This window comes from Staphylococcus borealis (genome assembly GCF_001224225.1).
Taxonomy (GTDB): Bacteria; Bacillota; Bacilli; order Staphylococcales; family Staphylococcaceae; genus Staphylococcus; species Staphylococcus borealis.
Window position 1 is genome coordinate 1 of the sequence record NZ_CUEE01000009.1, and the last position, 21,774, is coordinate 21,774.

The window sequence follows — 21,774 nt, forward strand, 5'->3', positions numbered from 1 at the left end:
TAGAATTTCTTACATAAGTGCGCTAGCACTTATGTTCATTAATAATCAACGTAAGAGTCTCGCCAAAATACTTTGTATTTATATGTAATTTTACATTGTAATACGTTAAAAAAATAAAGCACTTTCGTATAATTTAATAAACATCACTAAACTAAATTAACGAGGTGCCTTATGTATAAAAACTATAACATGACTCAACTTACACTACCAATGAAAACTTCAGTTCTTATCCCCACAAATGATATTTCACGACATGTAAATGATATTGTTGAAACAATTCCTGACAATGAATTCGACGAATTCAGACATCACCGTGGTGCGACATCATATCATCCAAAATTATTTCAATAGAAATTGTCTTTATTCACTTATCCAAGAACTTTATATCCCAGACTGTTTTTATGATTTATTTATTTATATCTAATAAGGCATACTGTTGAATCAACTTCTTATGTTGAGGATATAAATGCATTAACGTCTCTTGTGTAAACAATTCAAAGTGATTAAATTCAAATGCTGGTTGACACATACAACCTACCAAACTGTATCCTTCTCTGTCTATTAAACTTGAAGCAAAAATTGTATCTTTAGGTACCTTATACTGAAGTACTTGTCCTTCTTCAATTGCAGGTCCTAATTGAACACTTTCATAGTCGCCATCAGGTGTAATCATATGAATCGTTAATGATTCACCTGCATGGTAGTACCATACTTCATCTGCATCGATCCGATGAAAATGAGAAATATCACCTGTCTTCAGTAAGAAATAAATACTACTAAAAGGCGCACGTTGTGTTTCATCCGTTGATTCTCGAATGGTTTCCTTGAAATAACCACCTTCTGGATGAGGCGTAAGATCAAGTTGTTTAATCCAATCATCTGCGTGTTTTTTCATTATTTTAAGTCCACATTGTGGAAGACATTTTGAACATCTTCAAGATCTTCGAGTGCATCAATTAATTTCTCAAATGTTGCTTGGTCATCTTCCGATAATTCAATATCAGTTTGTGGTAACATTTCGAATTCAGCAACTTTAAAATCTTCTACGCCTGTTTCACGTAACGCATCTTGAACTTGAGCAAATTGGTCCGGTTCCGCATAGACAATTGTAAGATCTCCATCTTCAATAACATCTCTAACATCGACATCTTGTTCCATTAATGCCTCTAAAACGTCATCTGCTGACTTACCTTCAATTCCGAATGTCGCAGTATGATCAAACATATAAGCGACTGAACCTGATACGCCCATATTACCGCCATTTTTACCGAAAGCTGCTCTAACATCTGAAGCCGTACGGTTTACATTATTTGTTAAGGCATCTACGATAAGCATTGAACCACTTGGTCCGAACCCTTCATAACGTAAGTGGTCGAAATTTTCATCACCAGCACCTTTAGCTTTGTCTATAGCTCTATCGATAATATGATTTGGTACTGAATAAGTCTTAGCTCTCTCAAGTACTAATCTTAACGCTTGGTTAGATTCAGGATCTGGCTCACCAGATTTAGCTGCTACATAAATTTCTTTACCAAATTTTGCATATATTCTACTTGTATTTTTATCTTTTTGGGCTTTTTTTTCTTTAATATTGTTCCATTTACGTCCCATAATGTCATCTCGCTTTCATACTCAATAATCCTTATTATATAGCATTAACAAAGCATTGTCTAAAATGGAATCCATTTTATGATGAATCAAATTAAAAGAAAAAATACTGACAAAACGACTTTGTCAGCACTCTTTGTTTAACATATTAAATTAAATATCTAAAAATTCTTCAACATCATTGAATAAAGCATCGAAATTTTTAATATTTTTTTCATCCATGTAGATAAATATTTTTCTTTCATCTTCAGTGGATCGAACCTTACTTAATCTTTCCTTTTCTATAAGTCGTCGAATTGATACTAACAATTTGGTTCTACTTAACTCCAACTCACTAATTGCTATTTTTAGAAACTTTTGCATTAACATTTGATCATTAGCAATATATTCATGAGCAAGTTTTAGTAAAGCTAAATCATTTAATGTCAACTTATATTGTTTATCTATATACTCTGACAATGCTTTATACTGTTTATAGAATTCTAGCAATTTATTTAATTTGTCATTATTCAATGCTTCTTGCACCTCCAAATATAAGCAGACAACTTAATTACTATTATCCTTTATATTTGTAAGTATGTCCTATAACTTTGTTTAGAAATTTTTGTCTAATTTACTAATAAAGTTAAATATAGTTGTGCAAAACATTATTTATTATTTCGTGACTCTTTTAGAATTTTAACGACGTATAAAGCATTGTAATTGAGGTTAATTTGAAGTGGTTCTTTTTTGAAATTGTGTTCTACGAGTTTTAATGTAGGATGAATATGATAATCCATTTTTCTTAAAAAACGTTTCGACCATTTATATTTTTTCCTAATATGCTTTGAAATAAGATGATTAATATTGCCGTTGTAGTCATCAATAAGCTGAATCTTGACTAAATACGTATCCTTTAACGCGTCATCGTTAAAATCAATAAACACGTCTGTTTGGTCATAATTGACTTGCAATGACTCATTCTCTAACACGCGCCAATCATAGATGAAAATCGTATAGTGCGCTTCATCATCAATTAAGATGTAGTTTTCATTAAATAATTTAGGTTTCGTACTAATTTCAAGCAACTGATCCACTATTGTGCCTAAAATGGATTTAAATCCATTTTCGTCGAATATGTGCAACGCATTAAATTGTCTATTATGATGCTTGAAATCGAAGCCAATGCCATTAAAGTAAGAAGCTGTTCTTACAAATGTTTCTATTAATAAAGGTGCGCTATTATTCAAATCATTATATTTACTATTTAAAAATTTATGATTTTCAAAATTTAAAAATATTATCTTCTGATTCTCTAAATCAATTTGTTTTAGAATTTGTCGGATATTTTGATAGCGTACTATATTTTTAACTAATAAGTGCTCATTTTGTTCAATTAGATATGGCATTTTCAGTTGCGCATTATCAATATATAAAAATTTAAAATTAATACGTTTGATTTGTGATTCTAGCGTTTTAAACAAGACTGGGTCATTTAACAATTTACTTATTTCTAAACCGAATGAAAATTGTTGGGTCTTATGCTGTATCTTTAAAATGACGCGATAGATAGATTTTAAATTTAACTCCTCTAAATCAAATACAAGTTCTAATTTATGATTACCAGTCGTAGGCAGTTGATGTTCTCTGAAGTAGTCTGCTACATTCTCATAATTTGACTCTAAAAAATCTGTTAACCCTAAATCTTCTAATCTAAAGACCACATTTAACCCATTACGAATAATATATTCAAATAAGCGTTGTCTCTCATTCTTAGTCATTTGATCTTTAATATCACGCATATCTACATTAAGGTAAAACTTCAATGTTGTTTTGCCAAAAGACAATGGTCGCGCAAAATCTTGAAGAAAAAGTAACCTGATTTCTTCAATTGTATTAACTTGAATGACTAAATAATATGGATTGACAACCGAACCAACCGTTGAATCTGCATAAATTTTATGTTCATCATGTTGGTTATAATATTGTTGCTTCGTTTTAATCAAATGTCGTATATCCTTCAAGCTAGTATCATTCAATGTTTCATAATCCATGTAAATTGTTTTGTTGAATTTATCACAGTATCGGTATTCATTAGGCGTCATGCCGACATGATTTTTAAAGGATTTTGAATAACTTGAGGCATTACTAAAACCTACTTTTTCACTTATGAGACTGATTGTATTTTCCGTAGTTAACAACCATTCAAATGAATTTGCAATTTTCAGAGTATCGACATAGGTTTTAAAGCCCATATTTAACAATTGGTTAAATTGTGCTGAAAGATTGGATTTAGAAGTGAATAATTGTGATGCAATACCAGTTAATGTTATTTTCTTATTAATATTTTGATTAATATATTCTAGTACATCGCTTAACTCTCCGTAATAAGAAAAGTTATATTGATGATTAGCAATCATCTTTTCAATTGCCCCTTCTTTCCCAATAATATCGACAATAGAAGTGATGTGTGTCGTATCATCAGAAATGGCGTCAACATTTAAAGTGTTTAGTGCTATATGTAGTAACAAACGTTTGATTGCGCTGGTTGATTTTACTAAATTAGTCGAATATTTATAATTAAAAAATTCAAAACCTCGATCTCTAAACCAGTCACTAGCGATGTATAGCATCAGTGTTTTTTTATTTTCTATAATTGAAAAAATATCTGTGTTATTGATGACGTAAATATCATTTTCGACGCTAACAGTTTTAGTAAAGTGCTGAAGTTTAAGTTGACCTTCAATTGGAAACAACAGAATAATACCGTCTTGGCAACGTGTCATTTTGTATTCATGTTTAGTCAATATATGAACATAGGTATTAGCCATTGATTAACCTCTTTCTTATTCATGATCGTCTTTCTAAATGTTGTACTATTTCTTCTTTTGGTATCTTAGCACTATCACAGTGATTAAATGTAAATTTATCACAACACGATAAACAAATCAAAAATACATTTTTTATAAATTAATTACTTTTTATTATTTATTTAAATTATGAATTTGATAAAAAAGATGCCTCGTTATTGCTCAATAATTCAATCATGTATTTAGTAATGCGATCAATCATACAATTACTAAACAAATTAAAATCATTAAATACAATACGAAGACATCTCAAATGTATAGTTTCTCATTATATGTGTTTTTATTTAATTTTTAAAGCGATTTGCAAGTCTTAATACATCTTTTATAATATTTAATAAATTGATAAATAGATTAAAACCCATTTCCCGCGGTGAGAAATTCCCTCGTTTCATACGATTGAAATCATACAAGGTATATAGTAAGAATAATATTAGACCTACCACTGTGATAACGGTATGATATATCGGATTATTGATGAATATACCAATTAATCCAGCAATAATTAACGCAATTAATGCGACAAATAAATATTTACCAATACTTGAGGCATCATTGATTATAAAATAGCCCAAAATACCGAAAACAATGAACGCTCCAATTGCCAATAGGACATTTTTATAAAAGACCTCTGGCCCTAAATTTTGCATATAAGTTGTAAACGTAGCGTATGATAAAAGACCCACAAGTATGGCGTAAATATGCGAAATGATCAACCCATATTTACGTGCCCGTTGAATAAATAATGTTGCTAATATTAATACCAATAGTGCTATGGATAAAGGACGTCTCCATTCCATAGGTAAATACTGTCCAAAGTAACATCCAATTCCAAATATAATCCAATAATACATAAAATAGAGCCATACTTTACCATAAGCATGTGATTGACCTTTCTCTTGATGCTTCCGATTCACATGTTGTGCATTATTGTACGTCTGAGACATATTTTAAATCTCTCCTTATTAACTATCCCTTTTTCAATTCGATTGTATCGCATTCTAATTACTTTTCAAAAATAAATCATTTACGATTGATATGTTTTCTATAATTACATTACTAATAATCATTAATTTAAGTACAAAAAATATACGTTACAATTAAGTTTAATACAACCTTAAAGCCTGTTGTTAAGCCATTTTGAGCTTAATTCATTTAAATTAGTTGTTCTAACATCTCATCAAAATATTACAATTTACTTAATTTTAAAAATGAAATCCATCAGCAAATGTTAGATGAATCCTCTCATATCAACGGATTGGACGGTTTTACACAATCAATGACAAATATTAACAATGTTACAAGATAATAACAACGCCCACAGTGTGTCACATTTTTGATAGTATGAATACGTGATATATGTGAGTGAATATATAAGGTAATGAATAGTTTAGGAATAAATTAATTAAAAATATAATGAATTTTCTCAAGGAGGACATTTAGTTGAAAAAGTTAGCAGTCGCAGCTTCTGTCGCAACCGGAGCAGTTGCAGTATTATCAAACCATAATGCTGAAGCATCAACACAACATACTGTAAAATCCGGCGAGTCGCTATGGAGCATCGCTAGTAAATATAATACATCTGTAGATAGTATTAAGAAGAGTAACAACCTTTCTAACAATATGATTTTCCCTGGCCAAGTTATTACTATTGGGGGCAGCAGTAATAATGCTAATAATGCCAGTTCAAACGCAACAACTTCTTCATCATATTACACAGTAAAATCTGGCGATTCTTTATATGCAATTGCTAGTAAGAATGGTGTATCGGTCAATGCATTAATGAAGGCCAATAACTTATCAGGTTATTTAATAACACCAAATCAACAATTAAAAATACCAAATGGTTCAGCAAATACACCTACTGAAACAAATCCGAATACAACGAATAACGGTGGCGGAAGTGGCGGTTATGCTAGCCCATCATTCAATCATCAAAACTTATATACTGCTGGTCAATGTACATGGTATGTATTCGACCGTCGTGCGCAAGCTGGTAAACCAATTAGTACTTATTGGTCAGATGCTAAATATTGGGCAGGCAACGCAGCAGCAGATGGTTACACAGTAGATCATAATGCAACTGTTGGTTCAATTATGCAATCAACTACAGGCTACTATGGCCATGTGGCTTATGTTGAACGTGTTAATGCAGATGGTAGCATCTTAATTTCAGAAATGAATTATGCTAATGGCCCATATAACACAAATACAAGAACCATTCCTGCATCTGTAGTTTCAAGCTACAATTTCATTCACTAAATAATATAATATTGCTATCTTGTGGATGGTCACCCTATCATAGAGAACTTCATCAACAAATTCTACAAGCTAAGTAAGCTAGGAGTGGAACAGAGTTTTAAAATTCTGTTCCACTCCTTTTGTGTTCTATAAAAAATACATGGCAACAACACACCATTGTATTAATTTGATTTGACTACCTGTAACTTTTATTGAAGTTTCATATTCTATCATAATAAACGCATACTTAGATTAGACTTACTAACTTAATTCATCTAAATGATTTAGCATATAAGTAAGACACTTTAAAATGAACATTCAGTTAATCAATACTTTAAAGAATGTCTTTATAACCAAATCCCCCTCTCTATCTCAGGACGTATATAAAAAAACTGCCTACAAAGTCAAAGACTTTATAGGCAGTTTGAAAAGGGTGAGACGACGAATTTAATAAGTATTCTGTCCCATTCCCTAACACTTAATTATTTAATTATAAGAAAATGTTCATAACTAAGAAAATCAAAGCAGCTAAAATAGCTGAGATTGGTAATGTAATAACCCATGTAATAATCATACGTTGTGCAGTGTTCCATTTAACACCTTTAGCTCTGTTAGAAGCACCAACACCAAGAATTGATGATGATACAACGTGTGTTGTAGATAATGGGAAGTGTAATGATGATGCTACAAATATTGTTAATGCTGATGATAAGTCAGCTGCAGCACCGTTAGCTGGGCGGATTTTCATAATGTTTCCACCTACAGTTTTAATAATCTTCCATCCACCAATGGCAGTACCTAGACCCATTGCAGTTGCACAGGCAACTTTTACCCATAAAGCTGGTTCAACATTCGATGGATCTTGAATATTGGCTACAATTAAAGCTAATGTAATGATACCCATTGATTTTTGTGCATCATTCGTACCGTGTGAGAACGATTGTAATGCTGCAGTAAATACTTGGAAGAATCGGAAATTACGATTCGCTCTAGTAAGGTTAGCATTTTTAAAGACAATTTTAACAATCGTGTACATAATGAATCCGACACAAAATGCAATAATTGGTGAAATGATTAAAACAATAATAATCTTAGTGAAACCTTGATAATGAAGTACACCAAATCCTTGTGCTGCAATCGCTGCACCTGCGATTGAACCTATCAACGCATGAGATGATGAACTTGGTATACCATAATACCATGTTAATAAGTTCCAAATAATTGCGGCTAATATTGCGGCTAATACAACGACTAACCCATTTTGTAATTTAAATGGATCAACAATATCTTTCGTTATTGTACCGGCAACACCAGTGAAAGTTAGCGCACCAACAAAGTTCATAATTGCCGCTAAAAAGATAGCAGTTCTAGGCGTTAAGGCACGTGTTGATACTGCTGTAGCAATCGCATTGGCTGTATCATGGAAGCCATTGATAAAGTCAAAGATTAAAGAAAATATTACGATAGCTATAGTGATAATTAATACATATTCCATAAATTAAAACTCCCTTAGCTATTTTTCATAATAATCGTTTCGAAATTATTTGCCACAACTTGACATTTATCTGCGATTTCTTCCATGCTTTCATAAATATCTTTTATTTTAATAAGTGTGATTGGATCAGTTTCGCTGTTAAAGATGTGTTTAATAGATTGACGTAAAATGCCATCACAGTTTGTTTCAAATTCTTTAATGTTAATAGAATGAATGCGCATGTGTGATAATTTTTTCTCTACTAATAAACCAACAGCTAATTTCATTTCTGCTACTGCTTTTTGAATATTTTCTACGAATTCTGCCATGTATTCATCTGTATATTCAATTGAATACATTTCGAACATTGCTGATGTTTCTTCCATAGCGTCTAGCACATCATCAATTGCATTACATAAAGATAGGATATCTTCACGTTCAATTGGTGTAATAAATGTTTGATTTAAATCCGTAATGACTTGATGCATTAATTCGTCACCATGTGACTCATAAGTCTTGATATTATCAGAATAAGCTTTTAAATCTAAGTGCGTATTGAAATCCATTTTCCCGAATTCAACTGCAGCACGGTCCAAGTTAAATACCATTTCCTCTAATTGAACCATGAACTTATCCTTTTTCTTAGTAAACATTATAAAGCCTCCATTATAGCGATCGTTTCCAATCACGTTGTAAATTTTTATTATTGTAAGACAACTTTAGATAAAGGATACATTTACAATAAGAACTTTTCAAAAGTCTTTTTCAGACTATTTGTAAATTTTATGTAAATATAATGTTTTACTGTTATTCACGTAATACTCCATTACTGAATTTGTCCCTATTTGAAAATATCACAAAATTTACATAACCACAATTACATTTACAAATTCTTTACAAATACGAAATATTAGAAAAATATTAGCTTAAATTGAGTGATTAATTGTACGTTTAGAATGGTTATATGCGATAACTGCAAAAATGCTGTAAATGATTGAGTAAATACCCATTACGACAAAAATCGGCACTTGATTATCAAAACCTATGACCTTCATAAAGACCACAGCAGCAAAGTATGAATGCAACAAGGCAATAATCAATGGTATACCAAAGTTAAATGCCACTTTAAGCTTTAATCCTTTGGCCATATCTTTTTGAATGAATCCTAATTTGCGTAATACTGAATAGCTTTCCAACTCATCTTCTGTTTCATCAATTTGTTTAATGTAAATAATACATCCTGTGGCAATCAAGAATGCAATGCCTAAAAATGACGTTACAAACAGTAATATGCCAGTTAAACTGGATACTTCACTAACGACTTCACTGCGCGTTTGCACATCACTGTTGAGATCTTTCGTAATGCTTTCAAGTTTCGGAATATCTCTATTATGTTGTAAATCAAAGCCATATTGTGAAACGATATATTTACGATTCGCATGTGTTTTCAAGTAATTATAATCGGTATCATTCAATACTAGTGTAGGACCACCTAAATCAATACTTTGTTTAAAATAAATTTTGTCCATCACTTTATGCAATTTAATATTCACGTGATATTTTTTAGTTCCAATAGAAGCCGTACCATTTGATTTATGCTTCGATAACTCTTGAATTAAACCTTCAGGCATAATTAAATTTGCTTCACCTTTTTCTAAAGAAACATTTGGAAAATATTTTTCGCTCGTTACAGTAACTGCATAGGGTTGTATCTGACTATTGTCAAATAATTGATCTTTATATAGTTGAGAATATACGACTTGTTTAAAATCATAACGATAAGGAATATGATGGCGACTTAATTCAAATCCTAATTCATTTGCAAGTTTCTCTTCTTTTAGCGTAACTTCATGGGGTGATTCTAAAAGCACTTCATTTGCCAAAGAACCTCTACTAATCGCAGCGAAACATAAAACTGATACAGTAATTGCTGAGATGATAGCCATTACAGTCAATGAAAATGCATTTTTTCTAATTCGAAACATGAGTGATGACGTGAAAATAACATCATTTACAGACACATTTCCGCCTTTAAAGTATCTAATCATCTTTAATATGAGTGATATCGTACTTCGAAAGAAAAAATAAGTTCCTAAAACAGTTACAATTAAAATGACAAATGGTAGTATGACATCATCCACAATCTCAACAAAGCGCGTTGATAAATAATATCCCGTCAATATTAGCACAACGCCTAAGATACCTAATATAACTTCTCCTAATGTAAGCGTGATATGACTATCTTCTTTACTATCTTGAAAGTCCATCAAACTTTTAATTGAGGATTTACTTAAATAAATAGATGCTTGGATAATGATGAGTATATAAGCAATGACAAGTATAAATAATGTTTGTGCAATCGCTTGAAAACTAAAAATGAATGATACAGATGTATGTATACCTAATAATTTCAACACAATCATTAGTAGTATTTTCGAGCCCAAAATGCCAATAATCATACCTAATAGTGCAGTTATAATAAAAATAAATAACTGCTCAAGCATTAGCATGTAAATAATACTTTTTTTGCCTAAACCAATCGTTTGCAATAACCCGAATTCATAACTCCGTCGTTTAATAAACAACATATTTGTATACATGATAAATACGACAATGATGATAAATAAAAAATAACTTCCCACTTGTGTACCTTGACGTATCATTGACAAAGACTGGTGCACATTTAAATGATGTACATATTTGATCGTAATAAAACTAAAGAACAACACGATACTTAATACAAGTGAAAAGATATAAATTGCGTAATGAATAATATTCTGTTGAAAGTTCTTCCATATAATATGACTAAAACTCATACATCATGCCACCTAAGATACTTTGTGCACGTAGAATTTCTCTGTGAAAGACGTTTTTATCATCTTCACCTTGATATATTTCAGTAAAAACTTGTCCATCTTTCAACATAATCACACGCTCTGAGAAACTTGCTGCTAATGGGTCATGCGTGACCATCACTATCGTCGCATTATAGAGTTCATTAATTTTTTGAAAACGTTGCAACAAATCTCGAGTATTTTTGGAATCAAGTGCGCCAGTAGGTTCATCCGCAAAAATAATCTTTGGATATGTAATAAATGCACGTGCAGCTGACGTTCTTTGTCGTTGTCCACCTGAAATTTCTGACGGATACTTATCACTAATTTCAAATATATTTAACGCCTTTGTGATACGTTGATAGCGCTCATTCATTTCGCTTTTATCTAGCTTCTGAACGGATAAAGGCAACATGATGTTCTCTTTGACCGTTAGTGTATGTAGCAAATTATATTCTTGAAATATAAATCCAATATCTTTTTTTCTGATGTCAGACAATGCTTTGTTAGACAATTTTTCTAATTGTTGACCGTCTAAAATAATAGAACCGTGTGTTAAATAGTCAATCGAGCTTAATACATTTAATAAGGTTGTTTTGCCTGATCCCGAGGGCCCCATGATAGCAACAAACTCTCCCGCTTCAATTGACAGGTCAATATCTTTTAATACTTCTTGTTCAGTTTGCTTGTTACCATAGGTTTTGGCTATTTGCTTTGCCTGTAATATTGTCACGTTAATCGTTCACCTCGTCATTCAATATATCTCCGTGCGCGTTTATTTTAGTGATTTCGCACTTTTTTAGTCAGTTTAATTATAAAAGTAATTACAATTGATGAAATGAAGATGGAGTAACAAATCAACGTTTTAAGGTAACATTGTTGTCACTTGCGTCATACGCGCCATTAATTCATTTTGTTTCGGAAAAGTTAAAACAAATGTAGTCCCTTGCCCTACGGTAGACGTAACACGAACATCGATACCTAACTGTTCCTTAACGCTGTTTACCAAATACAGTCCAATACCCGAAGATGTCGTTTCATTACGATTCGCAGTCGAAGTGAAACCACGCTCAAATATACGTGGTAAATCTTTGTGACTAATCCCTCTACCAAAGTCTTTAATTTCTAATGCCACATGATCATCCTTTATAAAAGAGCGGATAACAATATCCTGGCCTTGTGAATATTTCAAAGAATTAGATAAAATTTGACGAATCATCATGCGACACCACTTGACATCTGTATATACATCTAAGTTTGTCTCAAAATTCAAATCATAACCTATACCCTTAGCCTGACTAATATGACGTGTCAATTGAATCTCATCGATGACCAGTCGTTTCAACGCAGTTTCTTCAAAATACATATCTCTTTTTTTAGACTCTAATCGAGTTAAATACAGTTGTTTATCTAATAACTCATTAATACGTGCCCACTCATATAATAATGCCTTTTTACGGGTACCTTCTGCTTCTTGGTCAATTAACAACTTCATCGCTGTTACAGGCGTTTTAATATCATGCACAAATTCAGTTAAAGATTGTTCCGTCATTTTGATATGTAATTGCTGCTCAACTACGCGTTCTTTTTGACTTGTTAATTTACGGTAAAGGTAATTAACAACTTCCCGTTGAAACGGATCTTCAGCCAAATCTTTGTGCTTAATTTCTTCAATTTCCTTATTATTATATAAATGTTGATATAACTTAACTTCTTTCAAAAAGGTAAAAACTAAAAATAGTACAGTAAGGCCAAGATTTAGCATTACAATAAAGCTGATACCTTCAATTGAAATATCATAATCAATATAAGCCATACCTAATAAAATCAAATGTAAAAACACAATCCAAAAAATCCAATTACTACGTGTTTTAAGGAATAACCAAAACCATTTCAAGTTACTCATGCGCCATGTAACCTTTACCTACTTTAGTTTCAATTTGCGTATCCATACCAATATCAGCTAGCTTTTTACGCAAACGATTTACATTAACAGTTAGCGTATTATCACTTACAAAAGCTTCATCATCCCAAAGCGCAGTAATTAACGTATCTCTCGTAACAATTTGATTCTGCTTTTGAATTAACATTTCTAAAATAATCATTTCAGTTTTAGATAAATAGATCACTGCGTCGCCTTTTTGAATGCTATCCTTTGATAAGTCTACAAGCGCATCCTGCCAATTCAATGTTCGCTTTTCTTCTGCGCCAAATTCATAGACACGTCGATAAATCGCCTGCAGTTTGGCTATTAGCACATTTGTATGGAATGGCTTTTGCATATAATCATCCGCACCTAATTCCATACTCATCACTTGGTCCATAGGATTATCGCGAGAAGATAAGAATAAGATTGGCACGTTAGATACTTGTCTAATCTTTCTACACCAATAAAATCCATCATATTTAGGTAATTGCACATCCATAATAACTATTTCTGGATTAGTTTCTTCATAAATATCCATTACTGCACTAAAATCATCTATTCCTGTCACGAAGAAATCCCAATGTTCGAGTTCTTTTTTCAATTCTTGAAATAGTGTTTGATCATCTTCTACTAATAATACTTGCATCACTTTATCACCTATTATTTTGTATATTTCATTTTTTCTCCAGATTGTACGCGTCCGTTAAAATGTTTAATACGGCAGTCAATTTCAAACCCTCGCATAATCAAGCCTTGTAACGGTGCTTGAACGAAGTAATATATTGGCCATAACAATTTCGGGATATAATCATATAAATGGATCATGACTAAGCGTGTACCTTTAATTTGTCTAAATTCTAATTTGCCTTGTTTCTTTTGATTACGTTTAATTATCGAACCTGAAATGAAATGTAACGTTATCAATCCTATATCGTCTTCAACTTTCTCCATTACTAATAGTGGTTTAGATTTTTTACGGGCATAAATGAAGTATCTGCCATTTTCTTGATACGTATGCATCAATATACCACGTGTATCATTCAGCCATTTCATAAAGTAATCTACTAGATACGTCAATGTCCATTTCCTAGGTAATATCATTCGCATCGCTGTTCTGATATCATCGTATTTAGACATTTGTAATTCAGCGTTAATATGTGGACGTTTAATTTGAGTGTTTGTCTTTTCAACAGGAACACCGTAATTCTCTAAACGCTGTACTGTCTCACTATCAAATCGACTACCGCTTACATACACTATTTTAGACACACCTTGTTGCGCTGCTGCTCTAGCAAAGTTATCTGCTGCAATTAGATTTAAATCTCGCGCAGTTGCTTGCGTTAATTTCGCTGAGTTCTTGTTAGGATCCAAATAATAAACCGCAATATCCATTCCTTCCATGGCCTTTACAACATCAGTATAACTATAAATATCTCTTTTCAACCATGTTATGCGATTATTATTTTCTTTTTTGGTATTAGGATATTTCGATAAAGCATAAATATGCGCTTCTTCCTGAATCACATTACTTATATATTTGCCAATATAACCACTACCGCCTGCTAATAGCACATTTGGTTTCATTTTTGAAATTGCCCCTTTAGTTTAAAAAGTTTTTTATTTTATGTATATTTAAGAATTATTGCTATAATACCATGTAAGACACAATAGTTTATTAATTTGGGAGGAAGCCGTATGGCTCATATTATTCGTGAAATAAGTATAAAAGACGTTGAAGACTTTATAAAATTATTAAGCAAAATTTATGATGAATCTGAATACACACTATATAACCCTGGTGAATATACACCGAGCATTTCAAGCGTTAGCAATCACCTAGAACGCATTATCACTTCTCCAAGAAACACAGTTTACGTTGCAGAACAAGACGACCAATTGGTTGGTTATGCATTTATAACAACTGAAAATTACGAACGTAAACGTCACGAAGCGGTCATTACAATTGGTGTTAGACAGCTTTATCAGAAACACGGTATCGGTATGGCATTAGTAAACGCTGCTGAAGCTTGGTCGATTAACCATGATATTAGACGTATTGAAGCCTCTGTTGTCCCTGAAAATGCACGCGCAGTTGAACTCTTTAAAGCTTCAGGATTCAATATTGAAGGCGAATTAAAAGATAAATTGTACATTAACGGCCAATACTTCAATAAATATGTTATGGCCAAATTACTGATTTAATAATGATTTACCATCACTAATATTATACTCTAGTCATTAGAATATTAAACTAGATAACTACAAAGTTAATTTAAATTTTCAATTACTTCTAAGATTCCAACACCATCATCGCTAATAAAATAGAGAAATGGGAGTGGGACAGAATTCTTTTAAATTCGTCGTCCCACCCCCGCAAGGATGACTAGAACTGAGAAAAGCTTTGTTAAAGCGCCTTCTCAGTTCAGTCAGCTACTGCGAATTTGCAAAATAGCTGCATTATATTATTTATGTCCCGGACTCGTCCTACTCCCACTGTTTTGGTTAGACATACCTTTTTATATAAACGACGCTCTAAACGCCTCAACACTATATAGTCATCATTGGACATTGGACATAAGCGATGATGTTATGCGTCACTCACACGCTTCCTCATTATCATGTAACTAATGCTAGCAGCACACCGCTTCTAATACGGAGATAAAGAAAAATGACTATCTGAACCTGTTGATCCATCAAATGGTGATTGGTAATTTTGTTCTACACCAGATGACGACGTATTTCTACTTAAGAAAGCAAGTACACGTTTCATATTCTCTTTAGATTCTGGTTTGTCTAGATGGAATTGATATTGATGATGTAAATGATGTGAACCATCATAAAACAATGTACTTACCGGTATATTCGCCTCTTTCAATTTGCGATAAAATTCAATGTTTTGACTATAGAAAGGATCCGCATCACCTACTGATAAATATGTTGAAGGATAATCCTTAGTCACTTGATTAATGGTTGACATTTGAGAAATATTTTTAAAATCAGTTTCCCAATATGCTGCACCTGTATAACTATGCATAAACATTTGAATTCTTGGAAATTCAGTTTCTCTTACAGTCTTCATATCATAAAACCCACCGAAAAAGATAGCACCTTTAATTTGTGAGGGTGTAAAACGCTGTTCAAATCCCATTTCGTTTCGTAAAGTACTGTTTGTTTGCATCGCAACATATTGACTCGTTAGTTGTGCACCGGCAGAATCACCACCGATAATGACTTGGTTTAAATCGATTGGGAAACGGTCTTTATTATGCTTAATAAATTGAATGGCATCATCAAATTGAATAAGCGGTGTAGGATACTTATAGTTAGGTGCTAAAGCATAGTTAACGTTGACCACTACATATCCTTGCTCAACAATTTGAGATAGTAATGGATTTTTGTATTGTTTATCACCTGCAACATAGCCACCACCGTGCATCCAGAAGATAACCGGTAATTGAGTATCCTTATCTACATCATTAGGCATCATGATATCAAGTTGACTTTTAGGAAGATGATTATTGTATGTAATATTTTGAAATAGCTTGACGTTAGGGTTATTGATTTGAACTTTCTCACGCTGCTGTTTACGTTTCTCACTTTCTTGTTGGTGGTGATATAACCCTAAAGCAACTACGATACTGACGATCATAATTGTGACACCAGTAATCATTGCCCATTTTTTCTGAGTATTCATTTCCTATGATCCTTTCAATTGATTATAGACGGTTTGTCCGCTTTTTTAATAGAAAAGGGAGTGGGACAGAATTCTTTTTAAATTCGTTGTCCCACCCCCGCAAGGGTGACTAGAACTGATAAAAGCTTGAATTAAGCGCCTTCTCAGTTCAGTCAGCTACTGCGAATTTGCAAAAATAGCTTCATTATATTATTTATGTCCCAGCCTCTTTAACATTAAAACATCCAATTTAAATTGTAAAGTATAGCTGTTTTAAATCTAAGCGATATGGTCTTTATTATCACTCTTACGTAGATAATATTTAATTAATACTGCAACTACGATAAACAGACCGACAACACCCATGATGTTATAAAGGAAGTTAATTAAGTCTGCAAATCCTACAAAGCTTAGAATAAACGCAGCAACCATCATAACAGCAATGAAAATGTGATATTTTTTACTATATGGTTCTGTGAAACGTGCTGCAAATGAATAGCATAGTCCTAAAATTGTATTGTACATAACTGCTAACATAATGACAGTTAAAACAAGACCAATCCAAGGATGTATAGCATTAGCTAATGTTAATGTTGGAATTTCAACATTTTTAATTTTAGGATATTCAGATTGTAATGCAAAGTTGATTAAGGCTAATAAGATTGTGTAAATCACACCGCCAAACATTGCACCTCCACCTGAAATTTTACGTTTAGAAGCGTCGCCACCAATAGCAACAACCGTACTAAAGCCAACTGCAAAAGCTAGGCCTCCGTACATTAAGCCTCTAATTACACCCCAAAATGCACTTGTTTTATCAACTGTACTGTTAACTTCGTTTAATGGAACGCTACCTGCAAATAAGTAGTAAACGGCAATAAGTATTACCATAATAATTAAGAATGGTGTTACGATACCAAGCGCGCTCACAATTTTGTTGAAGTCTAATAATAATGTTAAATAAATGACAATCGTCATAATTAAGGCACCTAACCATGTAGGTATACCAAAACTCTCTTGGAATGTTGAACCAGAGCCTGCAATCATAGTAACTGCAATACCGAATAAAAAGAATACTAATATATAATCGAAGATTTTGCTAAACTTTTCTCCGAATAAATATTGTAATGTTGACTCATGGTTTGTAGCTTCAAACGCGGTACCTATTTTAGCTACTTGTCTACCAATGAAACCAAGAATTAAACCTGAAATAAGTACACCGATATATGACCATAAACCATATGGTGTAAAGAATTGCATAACTTCTTGTCCAGTTGAGAATCCGGCACCTACTACAATGCCGACATAGGCGAAACCAATTTTTACAGCTTCTTTATTTAATCCCATGCGAAAATATAACCTCCTTAAATTTGACACATTGTGCATTATAACGTACTACAAATAATATGCAACAGTGTATACTAGTTGCGACACGCCGTTTATCGGCTATAACCACTATGTTATATACGCTTATTAAAGATTTAAAATTTCTAAAAAAATTATTATTCTTACCTCATTTTCCATAAATAAGTAACTAAGCACATCGTAATTTATGTTACGTTTATGATAAATATCACATTAGAAAAAAATGAATGAAGCATTATAATTGGGAATGTTTTAAAGTCCAAATTAATAGAATGCTTGTAAAATCAAAAATAAAAATCATCTACAGCCAAAGGAAAATTGATGTGGGGTCTATTTTTGAATTTATGAAGGCTACCTTGGGTTTCACTTGAATGTCTGTACAATGGATATATAAAGTCAAAAGAGAACTAGGATTCGGGAGTGGGACAGAATTTTTTTAAATTCGTCGTAACCCCAGCTTGCTTTGCTTGTAGAATTTCTTGATGAAATTCTCTTTGCTGGGGCCCCGACTCCCAGCTTGCTTTGCTTGTAGAATTTCTTGATGAAATTCTCTTTGCTGGGGCCCCGACCCCAACTTGCTTTGCTTGTAGAATTTCTTGATGAAATTCTCTTTGCTGGGGCCCCGACTCCCAGCTTGCTTTGCTTGTAGAATTTCTTGATGAAATTCTCTTTGCTGGGGCCCCGACTCCCAGCTTGCTTTGCTTGTAGAATTTCTTGATGAAATTCTCTTTGCTGGGGCCCCGCCCGCAAGGATAACTAGAACTGAGCAAAGCTTGATTTAAACGCCTTCTCAGTTCAGTCAGCTACTGCGAATTTGCTAAATAGTATTATTATATTATTTATGTCCCAGACTCTTAATATAAGAAAAATAACAACTCAACGAGCTGAAAATAATCAGAAAAATTATAAAAAAGACAATTTCTATATTATTTCAATAGAAATTGTCTCTTTTCACTTATCCAGGAACTTTATGTCCCGGACCCTCTATCTTTCCTAATTAGAATTTCCATATTGTTGTAATTCGTTAATATCAACGACAACATTATCCATACGTTTAGCTGTTTCTTTAAGTGCATTTCTTGCAACATGATTACTTGGATCTAATTTCAAAATTTGTTTAGCTACTTTGAAAGCTTCAGAATCTGTAATAACAGGCTCTGGAATTGCGTGTAATAATAACATTTGCAATAGACTCTTAATTTCTTTACCATTTGTTAATTGGATGGATGCTTGCGCATGGTAGTACGCAGAATCTAATGCACCCTCAATTTCACTTAACGGATACACAAGTAATAGAAATGCTAAATCATGCAACTCAGACGTTTCTTCAAATTTAATCATATATAAAATACAAGTATAAAACATCATGCTTTCATGTTCATGTGCACATGAAATGTAGGCTTCTTCAAAATCTAGAAAGTCTGCTTTGGCCATTATCTGTCTAACTTGTTCAAATTCTCCACTTAAAACGTTTTCCTTGATGCTGTTTTGCATGACCTTGCCCACCTACTCTTTCGCTTTACTATAATAACCTATTTTATCACAATCATTTGTCATTTTCATTTTATAAATTACTTAATTATAAAATTTATTTTGCGCATTTCAATGATTATTATATTACTGCTGATTAACCTACATTTTAGTCAAATGCATTTGCTTTAAATGACGTTTGTGTAACTTCTTGTATCGCTTCATCAGTAGTTCCACCAACTGACAATTTGACTGCTGCAGTGAAACTACCTTCTACAATTGGTGCATCCATTTTCTTAATATGATGTGGTCCATCGTACATTTCAATTGCTAAATCGATATTCATTTCAGATGATCCTAAATCATAGAAACATAGTGCATCATCTTCTAGGTTATTGATAATATTTTGAATGTCATCAAATGAGGTACCTATACCGCCATAGACACCACCGTATGCGATAATGTTTACATCCTTGGCCATCTGATTAAGTAAAGATTTAGTGCCTTTCGCAATATCTGCACTATGGCTAATAATTATGATTGATGTCATTTAATATCATCTCCAATCAAAGCGCTTAAGATATACACCATACTTTGAGCACCGGGGTCAACATAACCTATTGAATCTTTTTTAAAGTATGCTGCACGTCCTTTTGTAGCTTCAATAACTTTCGTATCAGTCGCAAATTGTTGCAATACTTCAAATGTTAATGTTTCTTCATTCTCTAAAGCTTCACGTGCACGATCTACAACATCAAACATAGTTTTCTCATTACGTTGCACTTTACCTCTTTGCGCAATCGCATTTGCAAATTCAGTAACGACAGCTTTTAAATTATCATTGTCAATATCATCTTTAACGACATTAGACATTTTAACAAAGCTAAATCCGTATAATGGACCAGATGCACCGCCAATATTTGACATTAATGCCATACCTGTTGTTTTAAACAGCGATGCCATACTACTATCATCTATTTTATCTTTCAAACTTTTGAAGCCGCGTAACATATTAACACCATGATCACCGTCACCAATTGCTCTATCTAAATCTGTTAATACTGTTTCTTTTTCTGAAAAAGTTGTCTCCAAATCTAACAAACGTTGTTTCATTTCTTTAACATCCATTTTTATCACCTCAGTTGAAAGTAGTGTTTCTGTTAAAAGTAACGTGACGCTGTAGGCGCTTGTAAGGCTTTTAATAGCGCTTCATCGCTAGGTAATAGAGTAATTGAGAAACCTTGCATATCTAGTGAAGTCATGTAGTCACCAACAAACCATTGTGCGACTTCTCGGTTCTGTTCCTCTAAATAACGTGCGCTAAATTTAGTCACGATATTTAATTCAGATAACGGTGTACCTCCCATGCCATTAATCATAACGATTAATGATTGCGCTTGGCTTTCTTTGAGTAATCGACCCAATAATCGTTCAACGATGCAATCTATTTCTTCATATTGAATGCGTTCAATGCCTTTTTCGCCATGAATACCTATGCCAATTTCAATATCATTGTCATCAATATCGAAGCCATATTGTCCTGTCGTCGGAACCATTGGTGGTGTAAGCGACATACCAATACTTTTAATTTGAGAAGCAACTGCTTCACCTTTCTCTTTAATATCCTTTAATGTCATACCTTGTTCAGCTAAATAGCCTACATATTTATGCACAAATACTGTACCGGCAACACCACGTCTTTGTGTTGCTTCAGATACTGAAATGTCATCTTTAACAATAATCATTTCTACTTGAATGCCTTCCATTTCAGCCATCTCTTGCGCCATTTCAAAGTTCATTACATCCCCGGCATAATTTTTAACAACCAATAGCACACCATCACCTGTATCGACAGCCTTGATTGCTTCTAATACTTTATCTGGTGTCGGTGAGGTGAAGACTTCCCCGCACACTGCTGCATCAAGCATTCCTTGTGCGACATACCCTGCATGAGCGGGTTCATGACCACTACCGCCACCTGAAACAATCGCCACACCTTGAGATTTCTTATGACGTCGTACGACAATCGTTTCTGCGATGATGTCGATATCATCATTTGCTATTACTAAACCATCCAACATGTCTTTTAAAAAGTGCTCTTTTTGTTTAATTAGCTTTTTCATATGCAATTTCCTCCCTTGGCTATCATCTCAATTATAAATCAAGCACAATGTATGCGCTAACATTTACATGCATGTCATTATATTTTTCATTTTTTTACAAAAAAAATGGGAATGGACTAGATTTCGTCGTTATGCTAGAAAATCTATCCACTCCCGTGAGCATCACTCGTATCGATGAAAAATTTAGTATTGAACTACTTAGATACGAGATAT

The 21,774-nt window shown here is 32.9% G+C and carries 20 protein-coding genes and 1 pseudogene; 3 read left to right on the forward strand and 18 right to left on the reverse strand.

Annotated features, from left to right (window positions below):
- Positions 1-171: 171 nt before the first annotated feature.
- A pseudogene (locus AK212_RS10105) lies at positions 172-342 on the forward strand (IS5/IS1182 family transposase); the annotation flags it as partial.
- 64 nt (positions 343-406) lie between these two features.
- Here AK212_RS10105 and AK212_RS10110 read toward each other — a convergent pair.
- The 5 genes from AK212_RS10110 to AK212_RS10130 form a co-directional block, all read right to left on the reverse strand.
- Complete coding sequence (locus AK212_RS10110; RefSeq protein WP_053030635.1) at positions 407-895, reverse strand: cupin domain-containing protein; 489 nt, start codon at positions 893-895, stop codon at positions 407-409.
- Complete coding sequence (locus AK212_RS10115) at positions 895-1,611, reverse strand: YebC/PmpR family DNA-binding transcriptional regulator (protein ID WP_053030638.1); 717 nt, start codon at positions 1,609-1,611, stop codon at positions 895-897. The genes AK212_RS10110 and AK212_RS10115 overlap by 1 nt, the downstream gene beginning before the upstream one ends.
- 150 nt (positions 1,612-1,761) lie before the next feature.
- A complete protein-coding gene (locus AK212_RS10120; protein ID WP_053030640.1) occupies positions 1,762-2,121 on the reverse strand; it encodes a transcriptional regulator, SarA/Rot family in 360 nt (119 codons plus the stop codon).
- A 134-nt stretch (positions 2,122-2,255) separates the two neighbouring features.
- Positions 2,256-4,418 carry a helix-turn-helix transcriptional regulator gene (locus tag AK212_RS10125; protein WP_053030641.1) on the reverse strand — a complete coding sequence of 721 codons (2,163 nt, stop codon included), beginning with the start codon at positions 4,416-4,418 and terminating at the stop codon, positions 2,256-2,258.
- Positions 4,419-4,741: 323 nt separating this feature from the next.
- The gene (locus AK212_RS10130) at positions 4,742-5,401 is read right to left on the reverse strand and encodes a Bax inhibitor-1/YccA family protein (RefSeq protein WP_053030643.1); all 660 of its coding nucleotides are present in this window, start codon (positions 5,399-5,401) and stop codon (positions 4,742-4,744) included.
- Positions 5,402-5,897: 496 nt separating this feature from the next.
- On the opposite strand from AK212_RS10130, the gene AK212_RS10135 reads away from it, so the two are divergent.
- Positions 5,898-6,716 (forward strand): LysM peptidoglycan-binding domain-containing protein, encoded by an 819-nt coding sequence (locus AK212_RS10135; protein WP_053030645.1) that lies wholly within the window; start codon positions 5,898-5,900, stop codon positions 6,714-6,716.
- Between the two features lie 469 nt (positions 6,717-7,185).
- On the opposite strand, the gene AK212_RS10140 is transcribed toward AK212_RS10135, so the two are convergent.
- From AK212_RS10140 to AK212_RS10170, 7 genes are all read right to left on the reverse strand, one after another.
- On the reverse strand, positions 7,186-8,190 hold the full coding sequence (locus AK212_RS10140) for an inorganic phosphate transporter (RefSeq protein WP_053030648.1): 1,005 nt from the start codon (positions 8,188-8,190) through the stop codon (positions 7,186-7,188).
- Between the two features lie 14 nt (positions 8,191-8,204).
- Positions 8,205-8,822 carry a DUF47 domain-containing protein gene (locus AK212_RS10145; protein WP_011276491.1) on the reverse strand — a complete coding sequence of 206 codons (618 nt, stop codon included), beginning with the start codon at positions 8,820-8,822 and terminating at the stop codon, positions 8,205-8,207.
- A gap of 273 nt (positions 8,823-9,095) precedes the next feature.
- Entirely contained in the window at positions 9,096-10,985 is a 1,890-nt protein-coding gene (locus AK212_RS10150; RefSeq protein WP_053030650.1) for an ABC transporter permease, read from the reverse strand.
- Positions 10,975-11,736, reverse strand: coding sequence for an ABC transporter ATP-binding protein (locus AK212_RS10155; protein ID WP_053030651.1), 762 nt, complete (start codon positions 11,734-11,736; stop codon positions 10,975-10,977). Before AK212_RS10155 ends, AK212_RS10150 begins: the two co-directional genes overlap by 11 nt.
- Before the next feature lie 132 nt (positions 11,737-11,868).
- Entirely contained in the window at positions 11,869-12,909 is a 1,041-nt protein-coding gene (locus AK212_RS10160; protein ID WP_053030653.1) for a sensor histidine kinase, read from the reverse strand.
- Positions 12,902-13,576 (reverse strand): response regulator transcription factor GraR/ApsR, encoded by a 675-nt coding sequence (gene graR / locus AK212_RS10165; RefSeq protein ID WP_053030655.1) that lies wholly within the window; start codon positions 13,574-13,576, stop codon positions 12,902-12,904. Before graR ends, AK212_RS10160 begins: the two co-directional genes overlap by 8 nt.
- A gap of 14 nt (positions 13,577-13,590) precedes the next feature.
- Positions 13,591-14,514 (reverse strand): NAD(P)H-binding protein, encoded by a 924-nt coding sequence (locus AK212_RS10170; RefSeq protein WP_053030657.1) that lies wholly within the window; start codon positions 14,512-14,514, stop codon positions 13,591-13,593.
- 111 nt (positions 14,515-14,625) lie between these two features.
- On the opposite strand from AK212_RS10170, the gene AK212_RS10175 reads away from it, so the two are divergent.
- On the forward strand, positions 14,626-15,132 hold the full coding sequence (locus tag AK212_RS10175) for a GNAT family N-acetyltransferase (RefSeq protein ID WP_053030658.1): 507 nt from the start codon (positions 14,626-14,628) through the stop codon (positions 15,130-15,132).
- Between the two features lie 445 nt (positions 15,133-15,577).
- Here AK212_RS10175 and AK212_RS10180 read toward each other — a convergent pair whose 3' ends face one another.
- The 6 genes from AK212_RS10180 to dhaK all read right to left on the reverse strand — a co-directional run bounded on the left by AK212_RS10180 (position 15,578) and on the right by dhaK (position 21,561).
- A complete protein-coding gene (locus AK212_RS10180; protein ID WP_053030660.1) occupies positions 15,578-16,624 on the reverse strand; it encodes an alpha/beta hydrolase in 1,047 nt (348 codons plus the stop codon).
- Between the two features lie 258 nt (positions 16,625-16,882).
- The gene (locus AK212_RS10185; protein WP_053030662.1) at positions 16,883-17,950 is read right to left on the reverse strand and encodes a YkvI family membrane protein; all 1,068 of its coding nucleotides are present in this window, start codon (positions 17,948-17,950) and stop codon (positions 16,883-16,885) included.
- Between the two features lie 1,011 nt (positions 17,951-18,961).
- Positions 18,962-19,462 carry a hypothetical protein gene (locus tag AK212_RS10195; RefSeq protein WP_053030666.1) on the reverse strand — a complete coding sequence of 167 codons (501 nt, stop codon included), beginning with the start codon at positions 19,460-19,462 and terminating at the stop codon, positions 18,962-18,964.
- Between the two features lie 145 nt (positions 19,463-19,607).
- Positions 19,608-19,988: a dihydroxyacetone kinase phosphoryl donor subunit DhaM gene (gene dhaM, locus AK212_RS10200; protein WP_053030668.1), complete on the reverse strand. Its 381-nt coding sequence runs from the start codon at positions 19,986-19,988 to the stop codon at positions 19,608-19,610.
- Positions 19,985-20,566, reverse strand: coding sequence for a dihydroxyacetone kinase subunit DhaL (gene dhaL, locus AK212_RS10205; RefSeq protein ID WP_053030670.1), 582 nt, complete (start codon positions 20,564-20,566; stop codon positions 19,985-19,987). The genes dhaM and dhaL overlap by 4 nt, the downstream gene beginning before the upstream one ends.
- A gap of 32 nt (positions 20,567-20,598) precedes the next feature.
- Positions 20,599-21,561: a dihydroxyacetone kinase subunit DhaK gene (dhaK, locus tag AK212_RS10210; protein ID WP_053030672.1), complete on the reverse strand. Its 963-nt coding sequence runs from the start codon at positions 21,559-21,561 to the stop codon at positions 20,599-20,601.
- Positions 21,562-21,774: the final 213 nt, after the last annotated feature.